At 69.6% G+C, this 22465-nt stretch carries 21 protein-coding genes and 2 pseudogenes; 6 read left to right on the plus strand and 17 right to left on the minus strand.

Annotation, left to right across the window (positions count from 1 at the left end; genetic code table 11):
• The first annotated feature begins 34 nt into the window (after positions 1-34).
• Complete coding sequence (locus tag SB754_RS00980) at positions 35-811, plus strand: isocitrate lyase/phosphoenolpyruvate mutase family protein (protein ID WP_410780487.1); 777 nt, start codon at positions 35-37, stop codon at positions 809-811.
• Between the two features lie 43 nt (positions 812-854).
• On the plus strand, positions 855-1685 hold the full coding sequence (locus SB754_RS00985; RefSeq protein WP_410780488.1) for a phosphotransferase: 831 nt from the start codon (positions 855-857) through the stop codon (positions 1683-1685).
• 46 nt (positions 1686-1731) lie between these two features.
• Here SB754_RS00985 and SB754_RS00990 read toward each other — a convergent pair whose 3' ends face one another.
• The 12 genes and pseudogenes from SB754_RS00990 to SB754_RS01045 all read right to left on the minus strand — a co-directional run bounded on the left by SB754_RS00990 (position 1732) and on the right by SB754_RS01045 (position 13658).
• On the minus strand, positions 1732-2010 hold the full coding sequence (locus tag SB754_RS00990; protein WP_410783239.1) for an aspartate/glutamate racemase family protein: 279 nt from the start codon (positions 2008-2010) through the stop codon (positions 1732-1734).
• 43 nt (positions 2011-2053) lie between these two features.
• Positions 2054-2419, minus strand: a pseudogene (locus tag SB754_RS00995) (aspartate/glutamate racemase family protein); the annotation flags it as partial.
• A 168-nt stretch (positions 2420-2587) separates the two neighbouring features.
• Positions 2588-4507, minus strand: coding sequence for a glycoside hydrolase family 127 protein (locus SB754_RS01000; RefSeq protein ID WP_410780489.1), 1920 nt, complete (start codon positions 4505-4507; stop codon positions 2588-2590).
• Entirely contained in the window at positions 4504-6252 is a 1749-nt protein-coding gene (locus SB754_RS01005; RefSeq protein ID WP_410780490.1) for an amylo-alpha-1,6-glucosidase, read from the minus strand. Before SB754_RS01005 ends, SB754_RS01000 begins: the two co-directional genes overlap by 4 nt.
• A complete protein-coding gene (locus tag SB754_RS01010; protein ID WP_410780491.1) occupies positions 6249-7067 on the minus strand; it encodes a carbohydrate ABC transporter permease in 819 nt (272 codons plus the stop codon). Before SB754_RS01010 ends, SB754_RS01005 begins: the two co-directional genes overlap by 4 nt.
• The gene (locus tag SB754_RS01015) at positions 7064-8032 is read right to left on the minus strand and encodes a carbohydrate ABC transporter permease (protein WP_410780492.1); all 969 of its coding nucleotides are present in this window, start codon (positions 8030-8032) and stop codon (positions 7064-7066) included. Before SB754_RS01015 ends, SB754_RS01010 begins: the two co-directional genes overlap by 4 nt.
• Before the next feature lie 19 nt (positions 8033-8051).
• Positions 8052-9302: an extracellular solute-binding protein gene (locus tag SB754_RS01020; protein ID WP_410780493.1), complete on the minus strand. Its 1251-nt coding sequence runs from the start codon at positions 9300-9302 to the stop codon at positions 8052-8054.
• An 88-nt stretch (positions 9303-9390) separates the two neighbouring features.
• A complete protein-coding gene (locus tag SB754_RS01025; protein ID WP_410780494.1) occupies positions 9391-10398 on the minus strand; it encodes a LacI family DNA-binding transcriptional regulator in 1008 nt (335 codons plus the stop codon).
• Positions 10399-10525: 127 nt separating this feature from the next.
• A complete protein-coding gene (locus SB754_RS01030; RefSeq protein ID WP_410780495.1) occupies positions 10526-11542 on the minus strand; it encodes a LacI family DNA-binding transcriptional regulator in 1017 nt (338 codons plus the stop codon).
• Between the two features lie 179 nt (positions 11543-11721).
• Positions 11722-12132 carry a VOC family protein gene (locus SB754_RS01035; RefSeq protein ID WP_410780496.1) on the minus strand — a complete coding sequence of 137 codons (411 nt, stop codon included), beginning with the start codon at positions 12130-12132 and terminating at the stop codon, positions 11722-11724.
• A 365-nt stretch (positions 12133-12497) separates the two neighbouring features.
• The gene (locus SB754_RS01040; protein ID WP_410780497.1) at positions 12498-13115 is read right to left on the minus strand and encodes an MBL fold metallo-hydrolase; all 618 of its coding nucleotides are present in this window, start codon (positions 13113-13115) and stop codon (positions 12498-12500) included.
• Positions 13116-13157: 42 nt separating this feature from the next.
• On the minus strand, positions 13158-13658 hold the full coding sequence (locus SB754_RS01045; protein WP_410780498.1) for a MarR family winged helix-turn-helix transcriptional regulator: 501 nt from the start codon (positions 13656-13658) through the stop codon (positions 13158-13160).
• 111 nt (positions 13659-13769) lie between these two features.
• Between SB754_RS01045 and SB754_RS01050 the strand changes: the two genes are divergently transcribed.
• Positions 13770-14708, plus strand: coding sequence for an NADP-dependent oxidoreductase (locus SB754_RS01050; protein ID WP_410780499.1), 939 nt, complete (start codon positions 13770-13772; stop codon positions 14706-14708).
• A gap of 83 nt (positions 14709-14791) precedes the next feature.
• Here the strand turns inward: SB754_RS01050 and SB754_RS01055 are convergent, their stop codons facing one another.
• Positions 14792-15232 carry a MarR family winged helix-turn-helix transcriptional regulator gene (locus SB754_RS01055; RefSeq protein ID WP_410780500.1) on the minus strand — a complete coding sequence of 147 codons (441 nt, stop codon included), beginning with the start codon at positions 15230-15232 and terminating at the stop codon, positions 14792-14794.
• 62 nt (positions 15233-15294) lie between these two features.
• Here SB754_RS01055 and SB754_RS01060 point away from each other — a divergent pair, with 62 nt between their 5' ends.
• Together SB754_RS01060 and SB754_RS01065 are read left to right on the plus strand one after the other, a co-directional pair.
• On the plus strand, positions 15295-15660 hold the full coding sequence (locus SB754_RS01060) for a VOC family protein (protein ID WP_410780501.1): 366 nt from the start codon (positions 15295-15297) through the stop codon (positions 15658-15660).
• An 80-nt stretch (positions 15661-15740) separates the two neighbouring features.
• Complete coding sequence (locus tag SB754_RS01065; protein WP_410780502.1) at positions 15741-16691, plus strand: MerR family transcriptional regulator; 951 nt, start codon at positions 15741-15743, stop codon at positions 16689-16691.
• Between the two features lie 5 nt (positions 16692-16696).
• Here SB754_RS01065 and SB754_RS01070 read toward each other — a convergent pair whose 3' ends face one another.
• From SB754_RS01070 to SB754_RS01080, 3 genes and pseudogenes are all read right to left on the minus strand, one after another.
• Positions 16697-17233 carry an MOSC domain-containing protein gene (locus SB754_RS01070; RefSeq protein WP_410780503.1) on the minus strand — a complete coding sequence of 179 codons (537 nt, stop codon included), beginning with the start codon at positions 17231-17233 and terminating at the stop codon, positions 16697-16699.
• 35 nt (positions 17234-17268) lie between these two features.
• Entirely contained in the window at positions 17269-17565 is a 297-nt protein-coding gene (locus SB754_RS01075; protein WP_410780504.1) for a DUF2277 domain-containing protein, read from the minus strand.
• A 40-nt stretch (positions 17566-17605) separates the two neighbouring features.
• Positions 17606-18998 (minus strand): annotated as a pseudogene (locus SB754_RS01080) (DHA2 family efflux MFS transporter permease subunit).
• 44 nt (positions 18999-19042) lie between these two features.
• Between SB754_RS01080 and SB754_RS01085 the strand changes: the two are divergent.
• Entirely contained in the window at positions 19043-19627 is a 585-nt protein-coding gene (locus SB754_RS01085) for a winged helix-turn-helix transcriptional regulator (RefSeq protein ID WP_410780505.1), read from the plus strand.
• Between the two features lie 59 nt (positions 19628-19686).
• Here the strand turns inward: SB754_RS01085 and SB754_RS01090 are convergent, their stop codons facing one another.
• Positions 19687-22344: a right-handed parallel beta-helix repeat-containing protein gene (locus SB754_RS01090; protein ID WP_410780506.1), complete on the minus strand. Its 2658-nt coding sequence runs from the start codon at positions 22342-22344 to the stop codon at positions 19687-19689.
• Positions 22345-22465 lie beyond the last annotated feature (121 nt).

A 22465-nucleotide genomic window follows, 5' to 3' on the forward strand; every position in this document is an offset into this window, starting at 1 on the left:
CTCCCGGCGATACCCTCCTCCTGGAAGGGACACCATGACGTTCCGCGAACTGCATTACGCCGACGAGCCGTTTCTGCTGCCCAACGCCTGGGACGTCGGGTCGGCGCTGGCGTTCGCGGCGGCCGGCTTCCCTGCGATCGGTACGACCAGCTTCGGCGTCAACGCCGCGAGTGGGCGACCGGATGCACAGGGCGCGGGCCGGGAGGCGACGATCACCCTCATCCGCGCGATGACCGTGTTGCCGGTGTTCGTGACGGCGGACATCGAGGACGGCTTCAGCGACGACCCGGCGGAGGTCGCCGGCCTCGTCGCCGGGCTCGGCGTCGACGGCGTGAACCTGGAGGACTCGGCGGCCGGCCGGCTCGTCGACCCGGCCATCCCGGTAGCCAAGATCGCCGCCGTCAAGCGGGCCGCGCCCGACGTGTTCGTCAACGCACGCGTCGACTCGTATTGGTTCCACGAGGACGACACGGTGGAGGCCGTGACGCGGCGCGCACTGGCCTACGCGGACGCCGGGGCGGACGGGGTTTTCGTGCCGGGGGTCACCGATCCGGGGACCATCGCGGAACTCGCTGCGGCCATCCCTCTGCCGCTCAACGTTCTGGTGGTGCCCGGCCTCACCCTCGACGACCTGCAGAGCCTCGGCGTGAGGCGGGTGAGCACGGGCTCTCTGCCGTACCGGGTGGCGATCGACGCGGCGGTGGAGGTGGCCCAGGCGATCCAGGAGCGACGGGATGTGCCTTCCGCGACCTCCTACGCGGCCTCGCAGCAGCGGCTGCTGGACTTCGCCCGCCTGACCGCGTCGGAGTGATTCAGGCGGACTAGGTGTGGATCGCGCTGGCTAGACTCGCGCCATGACGACCGACCCGGAGCACCTCGAGCTTCCGCTCGCCGGCGGGGACGTGACGGAAGGCGTCGTCCGGGTGGGGCGCACCGTGCGGCGGCCGGTGAGCGACACATCCACGGTCGTCCGTCGCGTGCTCGCGCACCTGCACGACGTGGGGTTCGTGGGTGCGCCGCGCTTCCTCGGGGTCGACGAGGAGGACCGCGACATCCTCGACTTCGTGGAGGGCGAGGTCGCCGGCCGTCCGTGGCCCGGTTGGGTGGCGGATCCCGAGCGAGTCGCCAGCGTTGCACGCCTCGTGCGAGAGTTCGACGACGCGATGGAACCGCTCGGGGTGCCTCCGTGGGCCGAACGGCCGTATTCGCCGGACATCGCGGGCCTTCCGGCGCCGATCGCCGGGCCGCCGACGTTCATCGGGCACCTCGACATCACGCCCGAGAACGTCGTCTTCCGTGACGGTCGCGCCTGGGCTCTCATCGACTTCGACCTGGCGCGGCCCGCCACACGGGCGGAAGAGGTGTCCAACATGCTCCTGTGGTGGGGCGGATGGATGCCGGAAGCAGACCGCGAGGCTGCGACCCGCGACGTCGACCCGGCCGTCGCCGGAGCGCTGATCGTCACTGCCTACGGTCTGGAGGAGGCTGAGCGCTCGAACCTCGTCGAGCTCGCCTCCAACCTCGCGGACCGGTCCTGGTTCCTGATGAAGTGGCGCGCCGAGACGATGGGCGGAGGCTGGCTGCGGATGTGGGAAGAGGGTGCCGGCGACCGCATCCTGCGTCGCGCGCAGTGGCTCCGGGACCACCGGAAGGACCTGCAGCGCGCCGTCGGCGCGGCGCGGTGACGGGCGCGCAGACTCCGCTCGACGTTCGTGCACGGGGCTTGCGTGTTCACCCGAGGGCGAACTCCACGGCGGCTCGGGCATGCAGAGCGGTGGTCGGGAACGTCGGGACGGGGGAGTCCTCCGGCCGCACCAGCAGTTCGATCTCGGTGCAGCCCAGGATCACGCCGGTGGCGCCGTCCCGGACGAGGTCGGCCATCGCGTGTCGGTACGCCTCGCGGGAGGGCTCCGTCACGACCCCGCGGACGAGCTCCGAGTAGATGATCCCGTCCAGCTCGGCTTGGACATCGGGCGGGGGGACGAGAACCTGCAGCCCCTGCGCCTCCAGCCGCTCCGTGTAGAAGCTCTCGCATGGTGAACCGTGTGCCGAGCAGGGCGACGGTGCCGACCCCTGCGGCCACCACCGCCCGCGCCGTCACGTCGCCGATGTGGATGAGCGGGACCCGCACGGCCTGCTGGACCTGATCGGCGACCTTGTGCATGGTGTTGGTGCACACGACGATGCACTCCGCACCGGCGCGCTCGAGCCGGGTCGCTTCGGCGGCGAGGAGAGACGCCGCCTGCTCCCACTCGCCCTCCGACTGCAGCCGCTCGACCTCGGCGAAGTCGACGGAGATGAGCACGAGGTCCGCGGAGTGCAGTCCGCCGAGGCGGTCCCGCACGCCCTCGTTGATGAGCCGGTAGTACAGAGCGCTGCTCTCCCAGCTCATACCGCCCAGCAGTCCGATGCGTCTCATGCGGTCCCTCCCGGCTCGAGTCTGCCCGATGCTCGGCACATTCGTGACGAATCGGGCACTCTGCTCCGCGAGAGCGCCGATTCGTGACGAATCGGGCACTCTGCTGCGGGAGAGCCCCGATTCGTCACGAATCGTGCCTCCGCGCGATCAGCGATCAGCGATCAGCGATCAGCGAGCGGCGATCGGCAGGAAGACGCGCATCGTGCTCGGGCCGCGATTGGCCCAGCGGTGGTACGGGATGAGCGGCACGGTCGCGGTCGTCGCAGCGGTCGCCGATCCCCCTGCGGGGCGCTCGCCGTACGGCCACGACGACTCCTGCGGCTCGGCGATCGCGATGACGGCTGAGGCGCCATCCGCCGTGCCCTGTGGAGGCTGCGACGGGTCGATGCTGATGCGGTCGACGTCCACGCCCGCGGGGAGGTCCGCGGATTCGGCGCACAGCACGAGCGGCCCGCGCTCCACGGCGACCGTCCCGCGGAGGGCGTCGATCCGTGCGTCCGGATAGGTCAGCCGCGGCTCCATCGGTAGCTCCAGGAGGATGCGGTCGCCCGCTGCGAAGGAGGCGCGGATGCGGGCGTACCCGTCGACGATCGGCACGACCTCCTCCCCGAACCGGGCACGCGCACCTTCGGCCCACGCCGGGATGCGGATGCTCACCTCCACCTCGCCGTCGGACCGCACCGAGACGGACGGCGTGCCCGCGTACGGGTACCCGCCGCTCTCGACACGGATCCGCACGGTGCCGCTCGCGACGGTCGTCTCGATCTCCGCATCGGCGAACTGGTGCAGCTGGATCCCGTCGTCGGTCGCCGTGGCGATGTAGGAGGCGGCGCTCGCGAGCGTCCGCGCGACGTTCGTCGGGCAGCAGGAGACCTCGAACCAGGGCGCGCGCATGCTGGATTCGGCCCGCTCGCTCACCTCGTCCTCGGCGGGGATGGACCCCTGGGACCGCTGGTGCAGCGTGTTCGCGTAGTAGAAGGCCCTGCCGTCCTCGCGCGGCGACACCAGCACCGCGTTCAGCAGCGTGCGCTCGATCAGGTCGGCGTACTTCGCCTCCCCGGTCTGCAGGAGCAGCCGCCAGCTGAACATGACGGAGCCGATCGCCGCGCACGTCTCGGCGTAGGCGCGGTCGGCCGGGAGCTCGAAGTCGCTCCCGAACTCCTCGTTCTGATGGTGCGAGCCGATTCCGCCGGTGAGGTAGGTGCGCCGGGCGACGGTGTTGTCCCACTGCGTGCGGAGCGCGTCGAGCAGCTCGGCGTCGCCGAATTCGGCGGCGACGTCGGTCGCCCCCGCGGCCAGGTACATCGCGCGGACCGCGTGGCCGCGCAGGACCTCGGCATCCCGCACCGGCACATCGTCGAGGAAGTACTCGCTCCCTTGGAAGAGCGTCGTCTTCAGCCGCCTCCGCCCGCGTCGCTCGATGAGGATGCGCGCCAGCTCCCGGTAGCGCTGCTCGTCCAGCGCACGTCCCAGCTCCATGAGCGCGGTCTCGACCTCCGGGTGCCCGCAGACCGCGTCGCGCCCGTCCGGGCCGAACTCGACGTACACGTGGTCCGCGAGCCGCCGTGCGACCTCCACGAGGGTGTCCGCGTGGCCCGTCCTGTGGCGCGCGACCGCCGCCTGGAAGAGGTGGCCGAAGCAGTACAGCTCGTGCCCCCACTCCAGGTCCGAGTACCGGGGACGCTGTCCGGGCCGGCCGAAGGACGTGTGGAGGTAGCCGTCGGCCTCCTGGGCACCGGCGACCCGGTCGACGAGCCGCAGATAGGTTGCCTCCAGCGCGGGGTCGCCGGAGCGCCCGAGCTCCCAGGCCATGGCCTCGAGAAGCTTGTAGACCTCCGAGTCGACGAACTCGATTCCGTCGTGGTGCTCCGCGACCGTGCCTTCGGCCGCCCGGTCGAAGTTGCCGATCCAGCCGATGCGCTCCATCCAGGTCAGGCAGTGGCCGATGATCGCGGTCGCGTTGAGCTCCTGCTGCTCACCCCAGAAGCCGCCGACGATCCGGAGTTCGCTCGGGTCCAGCGGGCGCAGGACGGAGGAGCGGGGAGCGACGGGACCGCCCAGGATGGTGCGGTCGATGGTGTCGGTCATTGCGCTCCAGAGAGGGTCGGGGATGCGGTGCGGGCCAGCGCGTCGGCGCGCAGGGTGAGGTAGGCGCTCGCCGTCCAGCTGTACGCGCGGTCGCGGAGGCCGGCGCCGGTGCGCGCGTCGAAGTTCTCGGCGAATCCCGAGGCCTCGCAGGTCGCGGCGAACGAGGCGGCGACGCGGTCGGCCAGCGCCGAGCGCCCGGCGCGGCGCAGGCCGTCCTCGATCAGGACGGTGGCGGGAGCCCAGATGGGCCCCCGCCAGTAGCCGTCGTCCTCATAGAGGGGGGAGTCGAGCGGCTCGGTCGCCGGGCCCCACTCGGTGAGGTGGCCCGCGATCGTCGCCGCGAGCTGCTCGGCCACCTCGGCGGGAAGCTGCTCACCCAGCACGATCGGCAGCGCGTTGAGCAGACTGCTCGTCGTCGTGGGGTCGCCGGTGGAGACCGAGCGCGCCACGAAGTGCTCCCCGGTCCACAGCTCGTCGAAGAGCGCGGCGCGGAGATCGGCCTCCTCTGCGGACCAGCCCGACGCCGGGAGTCCGAGCTCTGCGGACAGGTCGGCGAGGACGCCCAGTTGCAGGATGAGGAAGGCGGCAAGGTCGGGTGACTCGATGACGCCCCCCTGATCGAAGGTGGTGGAGTTGTCCCAGCCGCTGTCGTTGCCGTGCTGATAGTACGGGAGGGCGTGGCCCGGCGCCCGGCGGTGGTCCAGCCAGAACCGGGTCCAGGCGGCCAGGTGTCCGTGCACCTCCTCCAGCTGTCGCCGGCTGTACGGACGCGCGGCCCGGGCGCGCAGTTGCGCGAACGCCCAGCCGTGGATGGGCGGCTTCACGAAGTTGTAGAGCACCTCGGAGTGCGTCACCGAGTCAGGCAGCGCGCCGGACTCGGTCTGGTGGTCGAACGGGAGCAGGAACTGGTCGAGAGCCGCATCCGAGTCGACGGGAGCGAGCGCGAGGGCGTTGAAGCAGTGGTCCCAGCTCCACACCTTGTCCATCCAGTGCTTCGACATCAGGATGGCCTCCCGCGTCACGAAGCCGGCCGGGGCGACCGTCGCGGACCACAGCACGTACGCGGCCTTGATCGCGGTCGGAGTGGGCTCGCCGGCGAGGAGGCCGTCGCAGTAGTCGCGGAATTCGGCACTGCGCGCATCTACCACCTGGTCGAAAGCAATCGTCGAAACGGCCGGTGCAGCACTCGTCTCGATCTCTTCGACGAGCACGTCCCAGGCATCCGTCGAGCCGAAGCTCACCGAGCGCTCGCTCGCGCCCACCCGCTCGGCGCCGACGATCTCCGGACGACCGGCGAGGACGGTGAAGCGGTACCGCCTTCCCGACTCGTAGCTGGTGAGCGTCGCGGCCCCGTCGAACGGGTCGACGAACAGGTAGCCGCCGGTGAAGGGTGTCAGCTCATCGGGCGCGACGAACGTGAGCCCCAGCCCGCGCCCGCGGAACCGGATGGCCGACCCGTCGAAGGCCGCCTCCACTGCACCGGACGCCGTCGACCAGGTCAGCACGGAGGGCGTCGCCCGGACGTCCGCCTCCGCGGACAGTCCGTCGAGCTGCGGCTCGAGCCGGAAGACCGGGTGGATCCCGCGGGTGTGGCTGACCAGGTGGATGTGATCGGCGACCGTGTGCAGCCCGGTCACACGCGACAGATCCAGCCACGCGCCCCGGCGCGAGAACGGTACCTCGCCGATGTCGAACGAGAAGTCGTCGAACGAGACGTCGTCGAACGAGAAGTCGTCGCCGCTCAATCCTTCACCGCCCCCGCCGTGACGCCGGCAGCGACGTACTTCTGCGCGATGACGAGCAGCACGGCCGCCGGGATGGAGGCGACGACGGCCGTTGCCATGATCGCGTTCCACTCCTGGTTGTTGTTGCCGATGTACTTGTAGATGCCCAGCGTGATCGTCTGCAGCGTCCCTCCGCTGTTCAGCGTGGACGAGAAGATGAAGTCAGACCACGCCCACAGGAACGCGAACAGCGAGACCGTCACGATCGAGTTGCGGCTGACCGGGAGCACGATCGAGCGGAACGTGCGCCAGGTGCCGGCGCCGTCGATCCGGGCCGCGTTCATCAGCTCGTCCGGGATTCCCGCCATGAAGGCCGAGAAGATCAGGACGCCGAATGGCACCGCGATGGTGGAGTCGGCGATGATCAGGCCCCAGATCGTGTTCAGGATGCCGAGGTTCAGGTAGATCGCGTAGAACCCCATCGCCATGATGATGCCGGGGATCATCTGCGCGATCAGCAGGATGAAGTTGAGCGTTCCGCGTCCCTTCGGCCGCAGCTTCGCGAGCGAATACGCGGCCGGGGCGGCGAGGGCGACGGCGAGGACGACCGTCCCGAGCCCGATCAGCAGGCTCGTCCCGAGATAGGGGAGTTGCTGGCTGAGGACGGCCTGGTAGCCCTCGAAGGTCGGGTGCAGCGGGAACAGGCTGGGCGGGCTCTTGCGCATCTCCGTCGTCGGCGTCAGCGAGACGTTGATCATCCAGTAGACCGGGAAGAGCATCAGGATGGTGAGCACGACGCCCACCACCGTCTTCCACCAGGGTCGCCGGCCGTTCATGCGAGGTCCTGCTTTCGCTGCGTGCGGATGTAGATGATGCCGAACACCAGGGCGATGACGATGAGCACGTTGCCGACCGCCGCTGCCGGGCTGAAGTCGGGGAGCGTGGAGGCGAAGCCGAGCTGGTACGACCAGGTCGCGAGGGTCGTCGACGACGTGCCGGGGCCTCCACGGGTCATGATCCAGATGATGTCGAAGACCTTGAGCGTGTAGACGAGGCCGAGCAGCAGGGTGATGGCCGACACCGGCCGCAGCAGCGGGAAGGTGATCCGCCAGAACTTCTGCCACCCGTTCGCGCCGTCGAGCGCTGCGGCCTCGTAGAGCTCCGAGGGGATGTTCTGGAGGCCCGAATACAGGATCACGAGGTTGAACGGGATGCCGATCCAGATGTTCGCGATGGTCACGCTCGTCAGCGCCCAGTCGGGGGAGGTGAGCCAGTTGATGCCCGGGAGGCCGACGGCTTCGAGGGCGGCGTTGACCACACCGGAGTCGCTGTTCAGCATCCACGACCAGGTGGAGGCCGAGACGATCAGCGGGAGCAGCCACGGCACGAGGAACAGCGCCCGGAGCGTGGCCGACAGCCGGAAGTTCTGGTGGAAGAAGACCGCGAGCGCCATCCCGATCGTGAACTGGAAGGCGATGGAGACCACGGTGAACACTGCGGTGTGCAGGATCGCCGGCCCGAACGTCGGGTTCTGGAAGATCTTCACATAGTTGTCCAGGCCGACGAAGGGGGCGTCGCCCTGCACGAACGACCGGACCGTGTAGTCGCGGACGCTCAACTCGATGTTGCGGTAGAGCGGGAAGGCGTAGAACACCACCAGGTAGATCACGACCGGGGCGAGGAACGCCCAGGCCGCCCACTGGCCGGACCGCCGCCGGCGGGCCCGGGGCGGGGCGGCCGTGTCGGCCGTCCCGCCCTCGCCCCGCACGGGACCGCGCAGCGCTGTCTGTGTCGTCGTCATGTCTCGTGCTTTCGGGGAGTTACTTGGTTGCTGCCTCGGCCGCGCTCTGGGCGGCCTTGAGCGCCGCCTCCGGAGTCTGGGATCCGCTGAGTGCGTTCTGCACCGCGCCCCACAGCTGCTGCGAGATCTTCGGGTACTTGGTGCCGAGGTTGTCGCTGGTGCGGCCCTTGGCGGCGGCCACCGCATCCACCCACGGCTTGAGCTCGGGGTTCGCGGCGACCTGCTCCTTCTGCGCCGCCTCGGTGGGGGCGATGTACGAGAGCGTGGTGTCGGTCTTCACGAAGCTCTTCGTGCTGGTGAGGCAGTCGGCGATCTTCTTCGAGGTCGCGTACCGGCTCGTATCCTTCTGCACCGGGAGCGTCATGAACTCGCCGCCGGTCGGTGCAGGGGCTGCGCCTCCGTCGATGCCCGGGACGGTGAGGATGCCGTAGTCGATGCCGGCCTTCTTGACGTTGCCGAGCTGCCAGGTGCCGTTCTCGCCGAACGCGTAGTCACCCGTGGCGAACTCCTGCCAGGAGGTGGTCTGCGTGTTGTTGATCACCGAGTTGGGCGCGTAGCCCTTCTTCACCCAGTCCGTCCACAGGGTCAGCGCCTGCACGGCCTTGCTGGAGTCCAGGTGCTTCAGGTCGGCTCCGGAGCCCCAGAACCAGGGGAGGAACTGGAAGCTGCCCTCCTCCGTCCCGATGGCAGAGAAGGTGATGCCCTTCTTGCCGGCGGCGGTCACCTTCCCCAGCGCGTCCGTGAGGCTCGACCAGTCCTTGATCGTGGCCGGGTCGACTCCCGCCGCGTTCAGCACGGCCTTGTTGTAGTACAGGGCGAGCGTGTTGGCGCCGATCGGGACGCCGTAGGTCTTCCCGTCGACCTGGCCGGCGGCGAGGATGTTCTTCTGGATGCTGGACGTGTCCAGCTTGTTCTCGGACGTGCTGGTCAGGATGCCCGCGTCGGCGAGCGTCGAGACGACCGGGTTGTCCACGAGGAGCAGGTCTGGAGAGCTGCCCTGCTGCCCGGCGAGCAGCGCCTTGTTGGTCAGGTCGCTGGTGTCGAAACCGGTGCGCTTGACGGTGACGCCGGCCTCCGTCCCGCACTGCTCGACGAGCTTCGTCCAGTCGGCCGAGGCGTCGAACTGCGGGTACGGGTCCCAGAACGTGTAGGTTCCTCCGGCGCTGCTGCTGGAGCCCGAGCCGGAGCCGGAGCAGGCGGTGACGCCGCCGATGACGGCGGCGGTCAGAACGGCCGCGCCGATGAGGCGGGCCCCTTTGTGTGCGATCACAGTATTCCTCCTTGAATCGTGCAGTGCTGTCGTTTCGGGATCCGGGGAGCGCCGGTGGGGATGTGCGGCGCTGCGTGTCTGTTCGGGTTCATTCGGTGCTCCCGCGGATCGTCAGTTCGGGTGCGATGAACCGGGTCACCGGAGCTCCCGCGAGCTCGGGCGACGTGATCCGTCGCACCAGTTGCCGGACCGCGTGCTGGCCCAGCTGATCGGGGGAGCTCTCGACCGCCGTGTACGGCAGCGAGAAGGCTCGCCCGAAGTCTTTGGAGTACAGGCTGACGACCGACAGGTCGGCGGGAACCCGCGTGCCGCGTGCGGCGAGGATGGACGGCAGCGCGGCGATCGTTGCGTCGTTGTGGACGATCAGCGCCGTCGCCGTGGGCCGGGCGTCCAGGATGGCGTTCATGCTCTGACCGATCGCCGGCTGCTGCGCCTCGCCGAAGTACGGGTGCATCTGGATGCCGTAGCGCGCGGCCCGCTCGAGGGCCGCATCCCGGAACCGCCAGCCGTAGGCGCCGCCGCGATCGAAGACGTGCTTCGGCGGCGACACGACGATGATCTCGCGGTGCCCGAGCCCGTAGAGGTGGTCCACGAGGATGCGCGCGGATTCGCCGAAGTCGAGGTCGAAGACGTCGAGTCCCTCTGTGCGCTTCGGGAGGCCGACCAGGGCTCCCGGCTGGGGCGCGGCACGAAGGGTGTCGAGCCGGGGGTCGTCGTGGATGACGTCGAGCAGCACGACGCCGTCGACCATCCCGGCGCTGGTCACCCGGCGAAGAGCTTCCGTTGCGTCGGTCTCGGTGACCAGCAGGATGTCGTAGCCCAGTTCGCGGGCGGTGTCCGAGACCGGAAGGACGTACTGGAGCATCGCCGGGGCGAACTCGTCCTGGTGGAACTGGGTGAGCAGGCCGATCACCATCGTCTGCGAGGTGGCGAGGGCCCGGGCGCCGGCGTTGGCGGTGAAGCCGAGCGCCGAGATGGCCTCGTCGATGCGGGCCCGGGTGGAGGGAGAAATGGAGCGTTTGCCGGACAGCGCGTACGAGACCGTGCTCGGCGAGACACCCGCGTGGCGGGCGACGTCGGTGATCGTGATCGCCAACGGGCACCTCCTCAGGCCTTCATCGTCGAACCGGTTCGATTACTGTAGCGCCGAGTAGGGGCTGTGACAAGTCGAAGCGGTTCGATTGGTCAGATAGATGCGCGCGGGAGGCGTAGGTCGCCTGTTCTCAGGCGAGCGGACGGGTGCTGCCCCGGTCCACCAGGACAGGCTCGATGAACCGCACGCGGGGCTCGCCGGCCTCCTCCGGCGAGGCGATCCGGCGGATCAGCTGCCGCACCGCCTCATGGCCGAGCGCGTCCGGCGAGGTCTCGGCGGCGGTGTAGGGCAGCGAGAACGCCTGCCCGAACTCCTGCGAGAAGACCCCGACGACCGACAGATCCTCGGGCACGCGCCGCCCCCGCTTGTCCAGGTAGGCCGGAAGCGCGGCGATGGTCGCGTCGTTGTGGATCACGAGCGCCGTGGCGTCCGGGGATTCGGTCAGCGCCGCATCCAGCGAGTGCTCGATGCCGGGCTGGCGGGAGTCGCCGTAGTGCGCGGTGACCCGGATCCCGTGCCGCGCGGCGCGCTCCAGCGCCGCATCGCGGAACCGCCAGGCGTACGAGCCGCCGCGGTCGTAGACGTGCTGCGGCGGAGTGATCAGCACGATGTCCCGGTGGCCGAGCTCCGCCAAGTGGTCGACGATGAGCCGAGCGGCCTCGCCGAAGTCCAGGTCGTACGAGTCGAAGCCCTCGCCGTTGCGGGCGTACCCGATCAGTACGGCCGGCTGTGAAGCCTCCCTCAGCGCAGGAAGCCGGGCGTCGTCGTAGGTGACGTCCAGCAGCACGACACCGTCGACCATGGCGGAGGAGGTGGTGCGGATGACGGCGTTCACCCGATCCGCATCCGTCACCATCAGCAGGTCGTAGCCGTTCTCGCGCGCAGTGGTCGAGACAGGGAGGACGTACTGGAGCATCGCGGGCGCGAACTCGTCCTCCTGGAACTGCAGGTACAGGCCGAGGACGTTCGTCTGCGACGTCGCCAGGGCGCGGGCGCCCGCGTTGGGTGTGAAGCCGAGCTCGGCGATGGCGGCCTGGATGCGGTCCCGTGTCTCCTCCGAGATGGCGCGTTTACCGGAGAGGGCGTACGACACGGTGCTGCGCGAGACGCCGGCGGCCCGGGCGACATCGCCGATGGTCGCTGCCATATGCTTCCTCCTCGACGAGGTCGATTCTGTCACGCGTGGGCTTTGGAGGAGGTGCTCGCGGGGGTGTTCGTCGAATCGGTTCTCACGGCATCGGTGTCTTGTGCGGCCCCGCAGGGCCGTTTTGTGCCTGGGGCGCATTCGAACCGCTTCGACGACCGTTTCGTCCGCCGCTCCTGAATTCAGGACCGCCAGGGCATGTGCTGGAGCGCCCAGGTGTTGCCGTCCGGGTCGGCGAACCAGGTGTAAAGCACGCCGCCCATGTCCTGAACGGGGGAGACGTCGACACCTCTCTCGACGAGGTCGGCGCGCTGCTTCTCGATGTCGGCGACGACGAGATGCAGTCCGCGGAGCGAGCCCGGTTCGGAGGACGCCTGCGCCATACCTGTCGTCATGGTGACGGAGCAGTACGATCCGGGAGGCGTCAGCTGGACGACGCGCACTCCCTCCGCCGGCGCGACGTCGACATCCACGGCGAAGCCCACCCGGTCCCGGTAGAACGCGAGCGAGCGATCGATGTCGGCGACGGGCAGCATCACGAGTTCAAGCATCATCGCTCCGGCCGGGACGGGCGGCGTCGGGTTCGTGCTCATCGTGCCTCCTCGTATCGATGCGGCCATCGTATCGGGGCAGTCCCATTCTGCGTCGGGGCGCCCGGCAGCGTCGGAGATACGCCCGCCACCGTCGGTGACTGGGGCCCGATTCTCCGACGCACCGCGGTGGGGATGGAGATTCGGCGCCGTCGGCAGGGAATCTCAGACGGTAGCTCGCGAGGGAGGCCGCATAGGTTCGCCGATTCGTCACGAATCGTGCCTATCGCACGGGGTAACCCGCGATTCGTCACGAATCGTGCCTATCGCGCGGGGTAACCCCCCGATTCGTCACGAATCGTGCCTATCGCGCGGGGAAACCCCCGATTCGTCACGAATCGTGCTTACCGCTGGGAGGTGGGGCCCGCTCAGCGGCCGGAACGCGGCGTCCACGGCTCGTCGGCGTGGGACAGCCACACCTGCTGCGGGTCGAGCGCGCGGATCAGCCGCTGGCCCTCCGTCTGGGGGTCGTCGAGCTGCCCGAACCACACGGCCGTGTCGCCGGCGATGACGATCGGGCCGTCGCCGGTCTCGATCACGACGATCTGCGACCCCGGCGTGTGGCCCGGCGCCGGGAGGAGGCGTACGCCGGGGAGCAGTTGGAACTCCCCGTCGACGGGCACGTACGTCATCCCGGGCGCGTCGACCCACTCGCGGATCGTGTAATCGTCCTTCGTCAGCGCGTCGTCGAGCTCCCGCCGCTGCACGTAGACCGGACGACCGGCGAAGAGGTGGTTGCCGCCGCAGTGGTCGAAGTGGAGGTGGGTGTTGACCACGGCGGTGATGGTTCCGAGGTCGACCTCCTCGTGCTCCGTCAGCGGCGAGAGCTGCGGGTCCATGTCGTCGACGGCCGGATGCAGCTCGGTCAGCCCCGTGTCGACGAGGATGCGGCCCTCCGGCCGGTCGATCAGGTGCACGTTGACGGGCAGCCGCTCTTCGCCCGCGAGGAGGCTGGCGACCCGGATGGGCGTCACGATCATGCGCATGAGCCTAGCGTTCGAGCGGGCGCGGCACGGGGGCCGCCACGGTTAGCCCGACTTGTGCCGTCGCGGCGCCGCCGACCGGGGCGGCGCCGCCCGCATGCGGTCGCGGATGCGGCTCAGCACGTCGCCGAGCGCCTCGATGTCGTCGTGCGTCACGGGCTCGAACAACAGTTCGTCGAGCACCGCGATGTGTCCGGGGAAGACGGTCGCGAGGACCCCACGGCCCTGCTCCGTGATGGTCACGGTGGTGGCGCGTTCGTCATCCGCGGAGGGCGCACGCGTCACCAGCCCCCGCTGCTCCAGGGTCTGCGCCTGGTAGGTGAGCCCGCTGCGGCTGTAGACCACGCCGTCGGCGAGGTCGGTCATCCTCAGGCTGCCGTCGGGCGCGTCACCCAGGCGCGCCAGCAGCTGGAACTGCACGTAGCTGAGGTCGCCCGCCTCCCGCAGCTGCTGCTCGACGCGGTGGCGCAGGAGGCTGCTCACTTCGATCAGCGAGAAGTAGGCGCCGAGCTCCGTCGGGTCGAGGGACCGCGGTCGATTCGCCATGCTCGCACTCTACCAGTCACTACGAACTCGAAGCACTTGCTACGAATTCGAAGTGATGCTACGGTCCTTCCAGGCGCTTCGAATTCGAAGCAACGAGAGAGGAAGATCATCATGAAGGCAGTACGTTTCCACCAGGCAGGCGGCCCGGAGGTCGTCCGGTACGAAGACGCCGACCAGCCCGTCGCCGGCCCCGGTCAGGTGCTCATCCGGGTGGCCGGCTCGGCGTTCAACCCAGCAGACGCGGGCATCCGCGCCGGCACCCTGCCCTTCCCGGTGGTCCTGCCGCACGTGCCGGGCTACGACGTGTCCGGGACGGTCGCCGGGCTCGGCGAGGGCGTGACGGGACTGCAGGTCGGCGACCGGGTCGTCGGGTTCCTCCCGATGGGAGAGAACGGCTCAGCGGCGGAGTTCGCGGTCGCTCCGGCCGAGGCGCTCGTCGCAGCGCCGTCCGCCATCGACCTCGCCGACGCGGCTGCACTGCCGTCGGTCGGGCTGACCGCCTGGCAGGCGCTCTTCGACCTGGCCGATCTGCGGGCGGGGCAGCGGCTGCTGATCACCGGTGCAGGCGGAGCTGTCGGCGGCTACGCGGTGCAGCTCGCCAAGCGGGCCGGCGCCCACGTCATCGCGACGGCCAGCCCGCGCAGCCGGGATGCGGTCACCGCTGCCGGTGCTGACGAGGTCATCGACCACACCGCCTCGACCGTGCTCGGATCCGTCACCGAACCGGTGGATGTGCTGCTCAACCTGGCGCCGATCACCCCGGACGAGTTCGAGGGCCTCGTCCCGCTCGTCCGCGATGGCGGCATCGTGGTGTCCACGACTGCGTGGATGGCGACCCCCGGCGACGAGGAGCGCGGCGTTCGGACGGCGGGTGTCTTCGTCCGATCCGACGCGGACCAGCTGACCCAGCTGGTGGCGCTGGTGGACAGCGGAGAGCTCACCGTGGAGGTCGCCCAGCGCGTCCCCCTGAGCGAACTCCCGGCGATCCACGCCCGGGCGGCCGCGGGCGAGGTGCGCGGCAAGGTCGTCGCCCTCCCGGACGCCGGCTGACGGTCGGCAGCGGAACCGTCGGCGTGCGAGCGGAGGCCGGTCATGGCCTCCGTTTCGCGCCGTGCGGCTCGGCCTCGACGAGCTCAGTCATCGGACAGCGATCCGATCATGCTGCGCAGCATGCCGAGAGCCACCGACTGCTCCTCCGCGGTCATACCGCTCAGCATCCGGACCTCGACCGAGCGGACCGCTGCGCTCGCCTTCTCGAGCATCCGCCGACCGCGCGGTGTGAGCCGCGTGGGAAGGACTCTGCCGACGGGAGCCTCCGTCGGTCGCGTCACGTATCCGTCGCGCTCCAGGGCCTGAAGCAGCACGTTCATCGACTGCCGGGTCACGAAGGCGCCTCGAGCGAGGTCCGAGTTCGACAGCCCCGGGCGCTGTGCGAGCAGTTCGAGGCAGGAGTACGCGGTGACGGTCAACCCGAGCGGGCGCAGCACCGCCTCCATCGCGGTGCGGAGGGCGCTCGCGGCCTCCTTCAGCACATATCCGACCGACGTCTCCAGCTCGATGCCGTCTTGACTCATGTCAGCATTCTGACATAGGTTGTTCTATGTCAGATAACTGACACGAAACGAAGGAGCACACCATGCCCGCCATCGGCCCCGATTTCCTCTCCCTCCAGGTCAGCGACCTCGACGCGTCGCAGGCCTTCTACGAGCGCTACCTCGGCCTCGTCCGCTCTCCGGCGGGCCCTCCGCATGCCGTCGTCTTCGAGACCACGCCCACGTTGGCGCTGCGCGACATCGTTCCCGGCACCGACCTGGCATCCGTCTCCCAGCCCGGCATGGGCGTCGCACTGTGGCTTCGCGCCACCGAGGTCCAGCAGATCCACGACGCGCTCGCCGCCGACGGCCACGCCATCGTCGCGGCCCCGATCGACGGTCCGTTCGGCCGCACGTTCACCTTCGCCGACCCCGACGGCTATCACGTCACCCTCCACGACCGCGCCTGAGTGCTCACGGGAGTCGTCCGATGCCTCAGACTTGACCTTGTCCCATGGGGCAAGCCTTAGTTTCTCCTCGGAGGTGCAGGATGCGGATCGGTGAGCTGGCGCAGAAGGCCGGCGTCTCGACGAAGGCGGTGCGGTACTACGAGCGGCTCGGACTCGTGCGTCCGGGCCGGGCGACGAACGGGTACCGCGAGTACGACGACGGCCACCTCCGGGCGGTCGTCGAGATCCGCGAGCTCGCCGCGACCGGGATCACGGCCCGCAAGACGGTGCCGTTCCTCGAGTGCCTGGAGCTCGGCCACGAGCACAGCGACGACTGCGTGTCGTCGCTCGCGGCCTACCGCGACAGCATCGCCGAGATCGACCGCATCGTCGGCACCCTCCAGGCCCGCCGGGCGCAGCTCGTCGCACGACTCGACGAGGGCGCATCCCGAACCTTCCCGAAGGAGAAAACCATGACCGACTACACCACGCTCCCCGCCGGCCTCCCCGTGCCGGAGGACGACGGCGCCGCCGACCATCTGCCCGGCATGACGGTTCCGCAGCTGACCTTCACCGCGACGGATGGGCGTTCGGTCGATCTGGCCGGGCTCGGATCCGGGCGGACCGTGATCTACCTCTACCCGCTGACCGGCCGGCCGGGCGTCGACCTCCCTGACGGCTGGGACGCCATCCCCGGCGCCCGAGGCTGCTCCACCGAGGCGTGCGACTTCCGCGACCACTACGACGACCTCGCCGCTGCGGGCGTGGGCGCCGTCTACGGGTTCTCCAGCCAGCCCACCGATTATCAGGCGGAGGTGGCGGAGCGCTTGCGCCTGCCGTTCACCATGCTCTCCGACGAGGAGTTCCGGCTCGCCGATGCGCTCACCCTGCCGACGTTCGCGGCGGAGGGCCACGACCGTCTGTACGCGCGCCTGACCCTGGTGGTCCGCGACGGCGTCATCGAGCACGCCTTCTACCCGATCTTCCCGCCGAACACCCACGCGCAGCAGGTGCTGGCGTGGCTGGAGGCGAACCCGGCGACCGCGGACTAGCCGGTTCAGACCGGCGCGAGCGCTTCGAACGGCTCCGACGGGAGCCGCACCTCGATCGGGTCGCCGGGCCGCACCACGCCGCCGGAGACGACCACCGCCATGACGCCCGCCTTGCGGACAGGGGCGCCGTTGTCGTCCGTGCCCACCACCTCCTTGAGGAGGCCCGGCTCGAAGCGGTCGATCTGAACGCACGGGTTGCGGAGCCCGGTGAGCTCGACGACCGCCTCGTCGCCCAGCTGCAGGCGGGTCCCGCGGGGGAGACCCAGCAGGTCGACTCCCTCGGTCGTCACGTTCTCGCCCAGCTCGCCCGGCGTGACCTCCGCCGTCACCTCGTCGAACAGCTCCCGGTGGATGAGGTGCACCTGACGGAGGTTCGGTTGCGTCGGGTCGCGGCGCACGCGGGAGAGGTGCTGCACGGTGGCGCCGAAGTGCGCATCCCCTTCCACGCCGAGGCCGGCGACCAGGGTGATGGACTCGCGGGCCTGTTTCGAGAAGCGGTGCTCGTCGTCGCGGCTCACCGAGATCACCTGCGCAGTCGTCATGCCCCCATCGTGCACCATCGACGATCGCCGCCGGCTCAGGCGGACGCCGTGCGGATCCTGACCTCGCGCTCCATGCGCTTCTCGTGCCGCTGGCGGCCCTTCACCGCCTCGAGCTCCCTGCTCTTCGGCGGCGCGTTGGTGACCAGCTGGTCGAGCATCCGGCGGGTGGCCTCCGCGATCTCGTCGATCGCCTGCTCGAAGGCGGGAGTGTTCGCGCGGGACGGATGCGTGGATCCGCTCACCTTGCGGACGAACTGGAGGGCGGCCTCCCGGACTTCATCGTCCGTCGTGGGCGGTTCGAAGTTGTGGAGGCAGCGGATGTTCCGGCACATGCGCCGACGATAGCCCGGATGACCGAGGGGTCGCAGCCCCTCAGTGCTCCGGAGTCTCCGAGACGGCCGGCTTGCGGACGAACAGCGCGAGGGCGATCACGCCGAGGGAGAGGACGCCGCCGGCCAGGAACGCCAGGTGAGCGCCATCCGCCGCGGCCGCTGCAGACGGCAGGTCGGGGTTCGCGCCGCCGGATGCCGCGACCCCGGTCGCGTACAGGGCCACGAAGATCGCCGTGCCCGCAGCGCCGGCCACCTGCTGCAACGTGGCGATGGTGGCGCTTCCGTGCGAGTAGAGCTGCGGCGGGAGGGAGCCGAGCGATGCGCTGAACGCCGGGGTGAACAGGAAGGCGAGGGACAGCATCAGCACGATGTGGGCACCGAGCAGCACCACCCACGAGGAGCCCTGCCCGAGACCGATCGCGAGGGTCCACATGGCGACCGAGAGCCCGATCGAGCCGGGGATGACCAGCGGACGCGGGCCGAAGCGGTCGTACAGCCGGCCCACCGTCGGCCCGGCGAGCCCCATCAGCAGCCCGCCCGGCAGAAGGATGGCGCCCACCCAGAGCGGGTCGAGCCCCAGCGTGTAGCGCGCGAACTGCGGCAGCACGATGAAGGCCCCGAACAGCGTCACCATCGCCGCGGTCATCATCGACACTGAGACCGCGAAGTCGCGGGAGAGGAACGTGCGAAGGTCGAGCAGCGCCGAGTCCGTCCGCTGCAGCACGAGTTGACGCCAGACGAACAGCCCGAGGGTCGCAAGGCCGACGACGATCGGGATCCAGGGCTGGAGGGCGGCCTCGCCCCACCGCGGCCGCACCGATCTGGCTGAGACCGAAGACGAGCGCCGAGAAGGCGAACGCGGAGAGGATCACCGACAGGCTGTCCAGCGGCACCTTCCGGATCTCCGAGACATTCGGCACCCGGCGTGCCCCGATGGCGAGCATCGTGAGTGCGATGGGCAGCATCACCCAGAACAGCCCCTGCCAGGGGAGCACCTGGATGAGCGCGCCCGCCACGATCGGTCCGACGGCGGGTGCGACGGACATGACGATGGAGACCCGGCCCATGACCCGCCCGCGCTGCTCGGCTGGCACGATCGTCATCACCGTGGTCATCATCAGCGGCATCATGATCGCGGTGCCGGTCGCCTGGATCACGCGCCCGACGACCAGGGTCTCGAATACGGGGGACAGGGCAGCGACCAGCGTGCCGAGCACGAAGCTCGACATCGCGAGGGTGAAGACCGTCCGCGTGCGCAGCCGCTGCATCAGCCATCCCGTCGTCGGGATGACCACGGCCATGGTCAGCGCGAATGCGGTGGTCAGCCACTGGCCCTGCGTGGCGTCGATGTGCAGCGATTCCTGGATCTGCGGCAGAGCGACGCCCATCATCGTCTCGTTCAGGAAGACGACGAAGACGGCCGCGAGGAGCAGGCCGAGTGCGGTGCGGTTGCGGGCAGCATCCGGCGCTGCGGGACTTGAGCGTAGGTCCGAGGCGCTACTCGGACCTGGTGGCCGGCCTCCCCGGCATCCCGACGAACACCCTGGCGTCACGGCTGAAGGAGCTCGAAGACGAGGGGATCGTCCTGCGGGTTGCGCCTCCCGCGGGGGAGCGCTCGGTCGTCTACGCGCTCACGCCGCGCGGCGAGGAGCTCGGCCCGGCACTTGATGCGCTCTCGCGCTGGGGTGCAGGGGGGATGCGGACGCCGCGCGACGGAGAGATCGTCACCACGGCATCCATCACCGCCGCACTGCGAGTGGCGGCCGGTGAGGGAGTCGTCCCGGAGGACTGGGACACGACCTACACGGTACGCGTCGGCGACGTCGAGACGCACCTCCTGATGCGGGGCGGCGTCATCAGCGTCGGCGCAGGGCCGGCGACGGACCCGGACCTCACCATCACGGCCGGCCCGCAGATCCGCGACGTGCTGGCCGGCGAGCTGGATGCCCAGACCGCGATCGAGACCGGCGCCGTGCAGCTGGACGGCGACCCGGCGCTGTTCGAGCGCTTCGCCGAGACGCTACGAGTGCCGTACAGCCCCAACGTTTCCGCGGCCGGCTGACGCGGAGGACAGCAGAGCGGGGGCGGCCGCATCGCAGCCGTCCCCGCCCTGTCAGTAGCTCAGTGCGCGGCCGAGACCGAGAACGAGTCGAACTGGTTGATCGCCGACTGCGAGGCGTCGTGCGAGGTGGAGAACAGCCCGGCATCCTGCGTCGCCGCCGCCGAGGCCAGGGTCACCGGCGCCCCGACGGGCACGTAGTTCGCGCCGTCGTACGAGTACGCCGCCTGGAACGTGGTGCCCGTGCGGGTCAGCTGCACCCAGATCGGACGGTAGATGTCGACGCTCGCCTGGGCCTGCGTGTCGAGGTAGCCGTCCCCGTTCGCATCCCAGGCGAAGACGACGCCGTTCCTCGCGGTGGCGGCGACCACGGCGTAGCCCGCGGACGAGCCCGCCTTCGTCATGTCGTTGCGCACCATCACGCCGGACTTCGCCCACACGTTGGCGTCGTTGACCGACACCACCCGGGTGGTGACGGTCGAGCCGTCCGCGAACGAGCCGGCACGGTAGATCGAACCGTACTGGTCGTCGTGCTGACCGCCCGCACCCCAGACGTCCGCTCCCGCCGCGGCGATACCGAAGGCGTCGCCGGTCTGTCCGAAGACGGAGGAGACCGCCGACGCGCCCGTCGTGCGGAGGCCGGCGCCCACTGGGGCGCTGACCGGGCATCCGCTGAAGCCGAACAGGTTCGCGTTGAGCGACGTGCGGTACTGCGGAGCGACACCCGCGCCGCAGATCACCGCCTGCGCGCCTGCCGGCCAGTTGGCTCCCGTCACCTTCACGTTGTTGGTGAGGGTGTTGTTGTGGAAGGCGGCGTTCGGCGCCGAGGCACCTCCGCTGTTGTACCAGTTGTCCCGGATGACGTTGTTGCTGGTGTTGTTGCGGAGGCTGTACGCGTTGGTGAACACGAACGAACCGCCCGCCACCACGTTGTTGTCGTACGTCAGCGAGTTCGATCCCTCGTCCAGGTACAGGCCCACCCCGGAGATGTTGAAGAGGTAGTTCTTGTCGACCTCCGAGCCCGGGCTGGCCGACAGGTTGTACACCGTGCCGCCGTCGGCGAAGCGCGCCTTCGTGTTGTGGACGAGGTTGCCCTCGACCCGGTTGTCCTTCAGCGTGGTCGGCGTCGTGTAGAGCGGGTTCCACTTGTAGTAGCCCCTGTCGACGTAGTCGTTCGAGCCTCCCGCGTCGTTGATGCCCCAGCCGAAGCCGGTGTCGATCCCGTCGTAGGGCACGTTGGAGACCTCGTTGTGGAGGATCTGTGCGTTCGTGACGTAGGTGCTGAGGATGCCGCTGTTGTCCTTGTAGTCCACAGAGACGTGATCGATCGTGTTGTCCTGGATGAGGATGTCCTTATTGGTCATCCGCACATCGCTCGGGTGGTGCGCGTCGGGGAGGACGCCTCCGACCGAGACGCCGTGGCCGCCGTCCTCGGTGAACCGGTTGCCCACGACGCTGATGCTGCTCGCGCCGAGCCCGACTCCGGACAGCGTCGCGTTGGCGTCGTTCCCGATGCCGAGGGCCGACTGGCCGAGGTTGGTGAAGGTGTTGCCGGTGAACGAGACGCGGCTCGCGGCCGAGACCTGGACGGCCGCCGGCTCCTGGTACCAGCTGGTGCGGGCGCGCTCGAACATCTCGCAGCCGCGCGAGCAGCTGGTGAACCCGTCCGCCGGCCGGTAGTCGTACGTGCCCTTGATGAACGTGCCGTTCTGCTGGTCGGCGTAGCCGTCGGTGGACGGGCCGAGCCAGGAGGTGCCCGAGAACTGGATGCCCTCGAAGGCGAGACCGGTCACCGGCTGGTCGTAGGTTCCGCTCACGCTGATGAGCGACTGCAGGCGGGGCAGCTCCACATCCAATGAGTTGGGGTCGACGCCTGCTGCGGGCTTGTAGTACAGCCTCCCGGCGGAGGGGTCGATGTACCACTGCCCCGTGGTCTTCAGGAACGCCAGCGAGTTGTCGAGGTACCAGCTGGGGCCGGCCAGGAACGAGTTCTGAACGGTGTCCCAGCCCCAGGTGTTGTTGTCCCACGCGGGCTGCTTCATCGTGATCTCGGTCGGGCTGATGCTCTGCACCGGCGAGTAGCGGTTGGTGAAGTCACCCAGCGACTCGAACTCGATCCGCCCCTGGTCGGGGAGGGTGGCGAGAGAGGCGAGTGCGGGGTTCTTGATGGTGAGGCCCGCCGCCGTCGGCGTGACGTCCGAGTTGGCGAGCTTCATGGAGGCGCGCGGCGCGGTCACGCCGTTCACGTACAGCTGGCGCGTGTCGAGCCCGGCGGGCGTCGGCGCCTCCCAGATGCCGGCTCCGGCAGAGGAGGGCGACCAGCCTGACACTTTCGCGGCGCCGGTGATGACCGGGTGGGCGCCGGGCGCGGCCGACCAGTGGATGGTGTGGTCGCCGCCGCCGCCGTCGTCGCTGCCGAACCGCAGCGGCTCGCTCAGCCGGTAGGTGCCGTCGGCGAGGACGACCGTGACGTCGCCGTGCTTGGTGGAGGGACGCACCACGTGCTGGGCGCGCTCGAGGGAACACGGTTGCGCTTGGCTGCAGTGCCTGGCGTCCTTGCCGTCGGGTGCCGCGTAGAAGACGGTCGCGGGTGCGGCCTGTGCCGAGAGCGGGATGAGCGCTGACGCGATGACCGTGCCAGCGCCGAGCAGCGCGAGCGCGGCCGAGCGGAATCCTTTCCGTCTCGTCCTGGAACGTCGCGAGTCTGACGTCGATGTCATATCTGTCGCTTCCTCTGAAGGGGGAGCCCCGATGCTCCCGCAGACAGAGTTATCATACGTATTATGTTTCCCGCAAGCGGACGCTGGGCGGTCCTCAGGGTGAAGCGAGGGTGAAATCGCG

This window comes from Leifsonia sp. SIMBA_070 (assembly GCF_046534635.1).
Taxonomy (GTDB): Bacteria; Actinomycetota; Actinomycetes; order Actinomycetales; family Microbacteriaceae; genus Leifsonia.

What these genes read in the sequence shown, in the direction of transcription:
- SB754_RS00980 (WP_410780487.1), top strand. Translation starts at nt 35, where the DNA reads ATGACGTTCCGCGAACTGCATTACGCCGACGAGCCGTTTCTGCTGCCC.
- SB754_RS00985 (WP_410780488.1), top strand. Translation starts at nt 855, where the DNA reads ATGACGACCGACCCGGAGCACCTCGAGCTTCCGCTCGCCGGCGGGGAC.
- SB754_RS01000 (WP_410780489.1), bottom strand. Translation starts at nt 4,507, where the DNA reads ATGACCGACACCATCGACCGCACCATCCTGGGCGGTCCCGTCGCTCCC.
- SB754_RS01010 (WP_410780491.1), bottom strand. Translation starts at nt 7,067, where the DNA reads ATGAACGGCCGGCGACCCTGGTGGAAGACGGTGGTGGGCGTCGTGCTC.
- SB754_RS01015 (WP_410780492.1), bottom strand. Translation starts at nt 8,032, where the DNA reads ATGACGACGACACAGACAGCGCTGCGCGGTCCCGTGCGGGGCGAGGGC.
- SB754_RS01030 (WP_410780495.1), bottom strand. Translation starts at nt 11,542, where the DNA reads ATGGCAGCGACCATCGGCGATGTCGCCCGGGCCGCCGGCGTCTCGCGC.
- SB754_RS01035 (WP_410780496.1), bottom strand. Translation starts at nt 12,132, where the DNA reads ATGAGCACGAACCCGACGCCGCCCGTCCCGGCCGGAGCGATGATGCTT.
- SB754_RS01040 (WP_410780497.1), bottom strand. Translation starts at nt 13,115, where the DNA reads ATGCGCATGATCGTGACGCCCATCCGGGTCGCCAGCCTCCTCGCGGGC.
- SB754_RS01045 (WP_410780498.1), bottom strand. Translation starts at nt 13,658, where the DNA reads ATGGCGAATCGACCGCGGTCCCTCGACCCGACGGAGCTCGGCGCCTAC.
- SB754_RS01050 (WP_410780499.1), top strand. Translation starts at nt 13,770, where the DNA reads ATGAAGGCAGTACGTTTCCACCAGGCAGGCGGCCCGGAGGTCGTCCGG.
- SB754_RS01055 (WP_410780500.1), bottom strand. Translation starts at nt 15,232, where the DNA reads ATGAGTCAAGACGGCATCGAGCTGGAGACGTCGGTCGGATATGTGCTG.
- SB754_RS01060 (WP_410780501.1), top strand. Translation starts at nt 15,295, where the DNA reads ATGCCCGCCATCGGCCCCGATTTCCTCTCCCTCCAGGTCAGCGACCTC.
- SB754_RS01065 (WP_410780502.1), top strand. Translation starts at nt 15,741, where the DNA reads ATGCGGATCGGTGAGCTGGCGCAGAAGGCCGGCGTCTCGACGAAGGCG.
- SB754_RS01070 (WP_410780503.1), bottom strand. Translation starts at nt 17,233, where the DNA reads ATGACGACTGCGCAGGTGATCTCGGTGAGCCGCGACGACGAGCACCGC.
- SB754_RS01075 (WP_410780504.1), bottom strand. Translation starts at nt 17,565, where the DNA reads ATGTGCCGGAACATCCGCTGCCTCCACAACTTCGAACCGCCCACGACG.
- SB754_RS01090 (WP_410780506.1), bottom strand. Translation starts at nt 22,344, where the DNA reads ATGACATCGACGTCAGACTCGCGACGTTCCAGGACGAGACGGAAAGGA.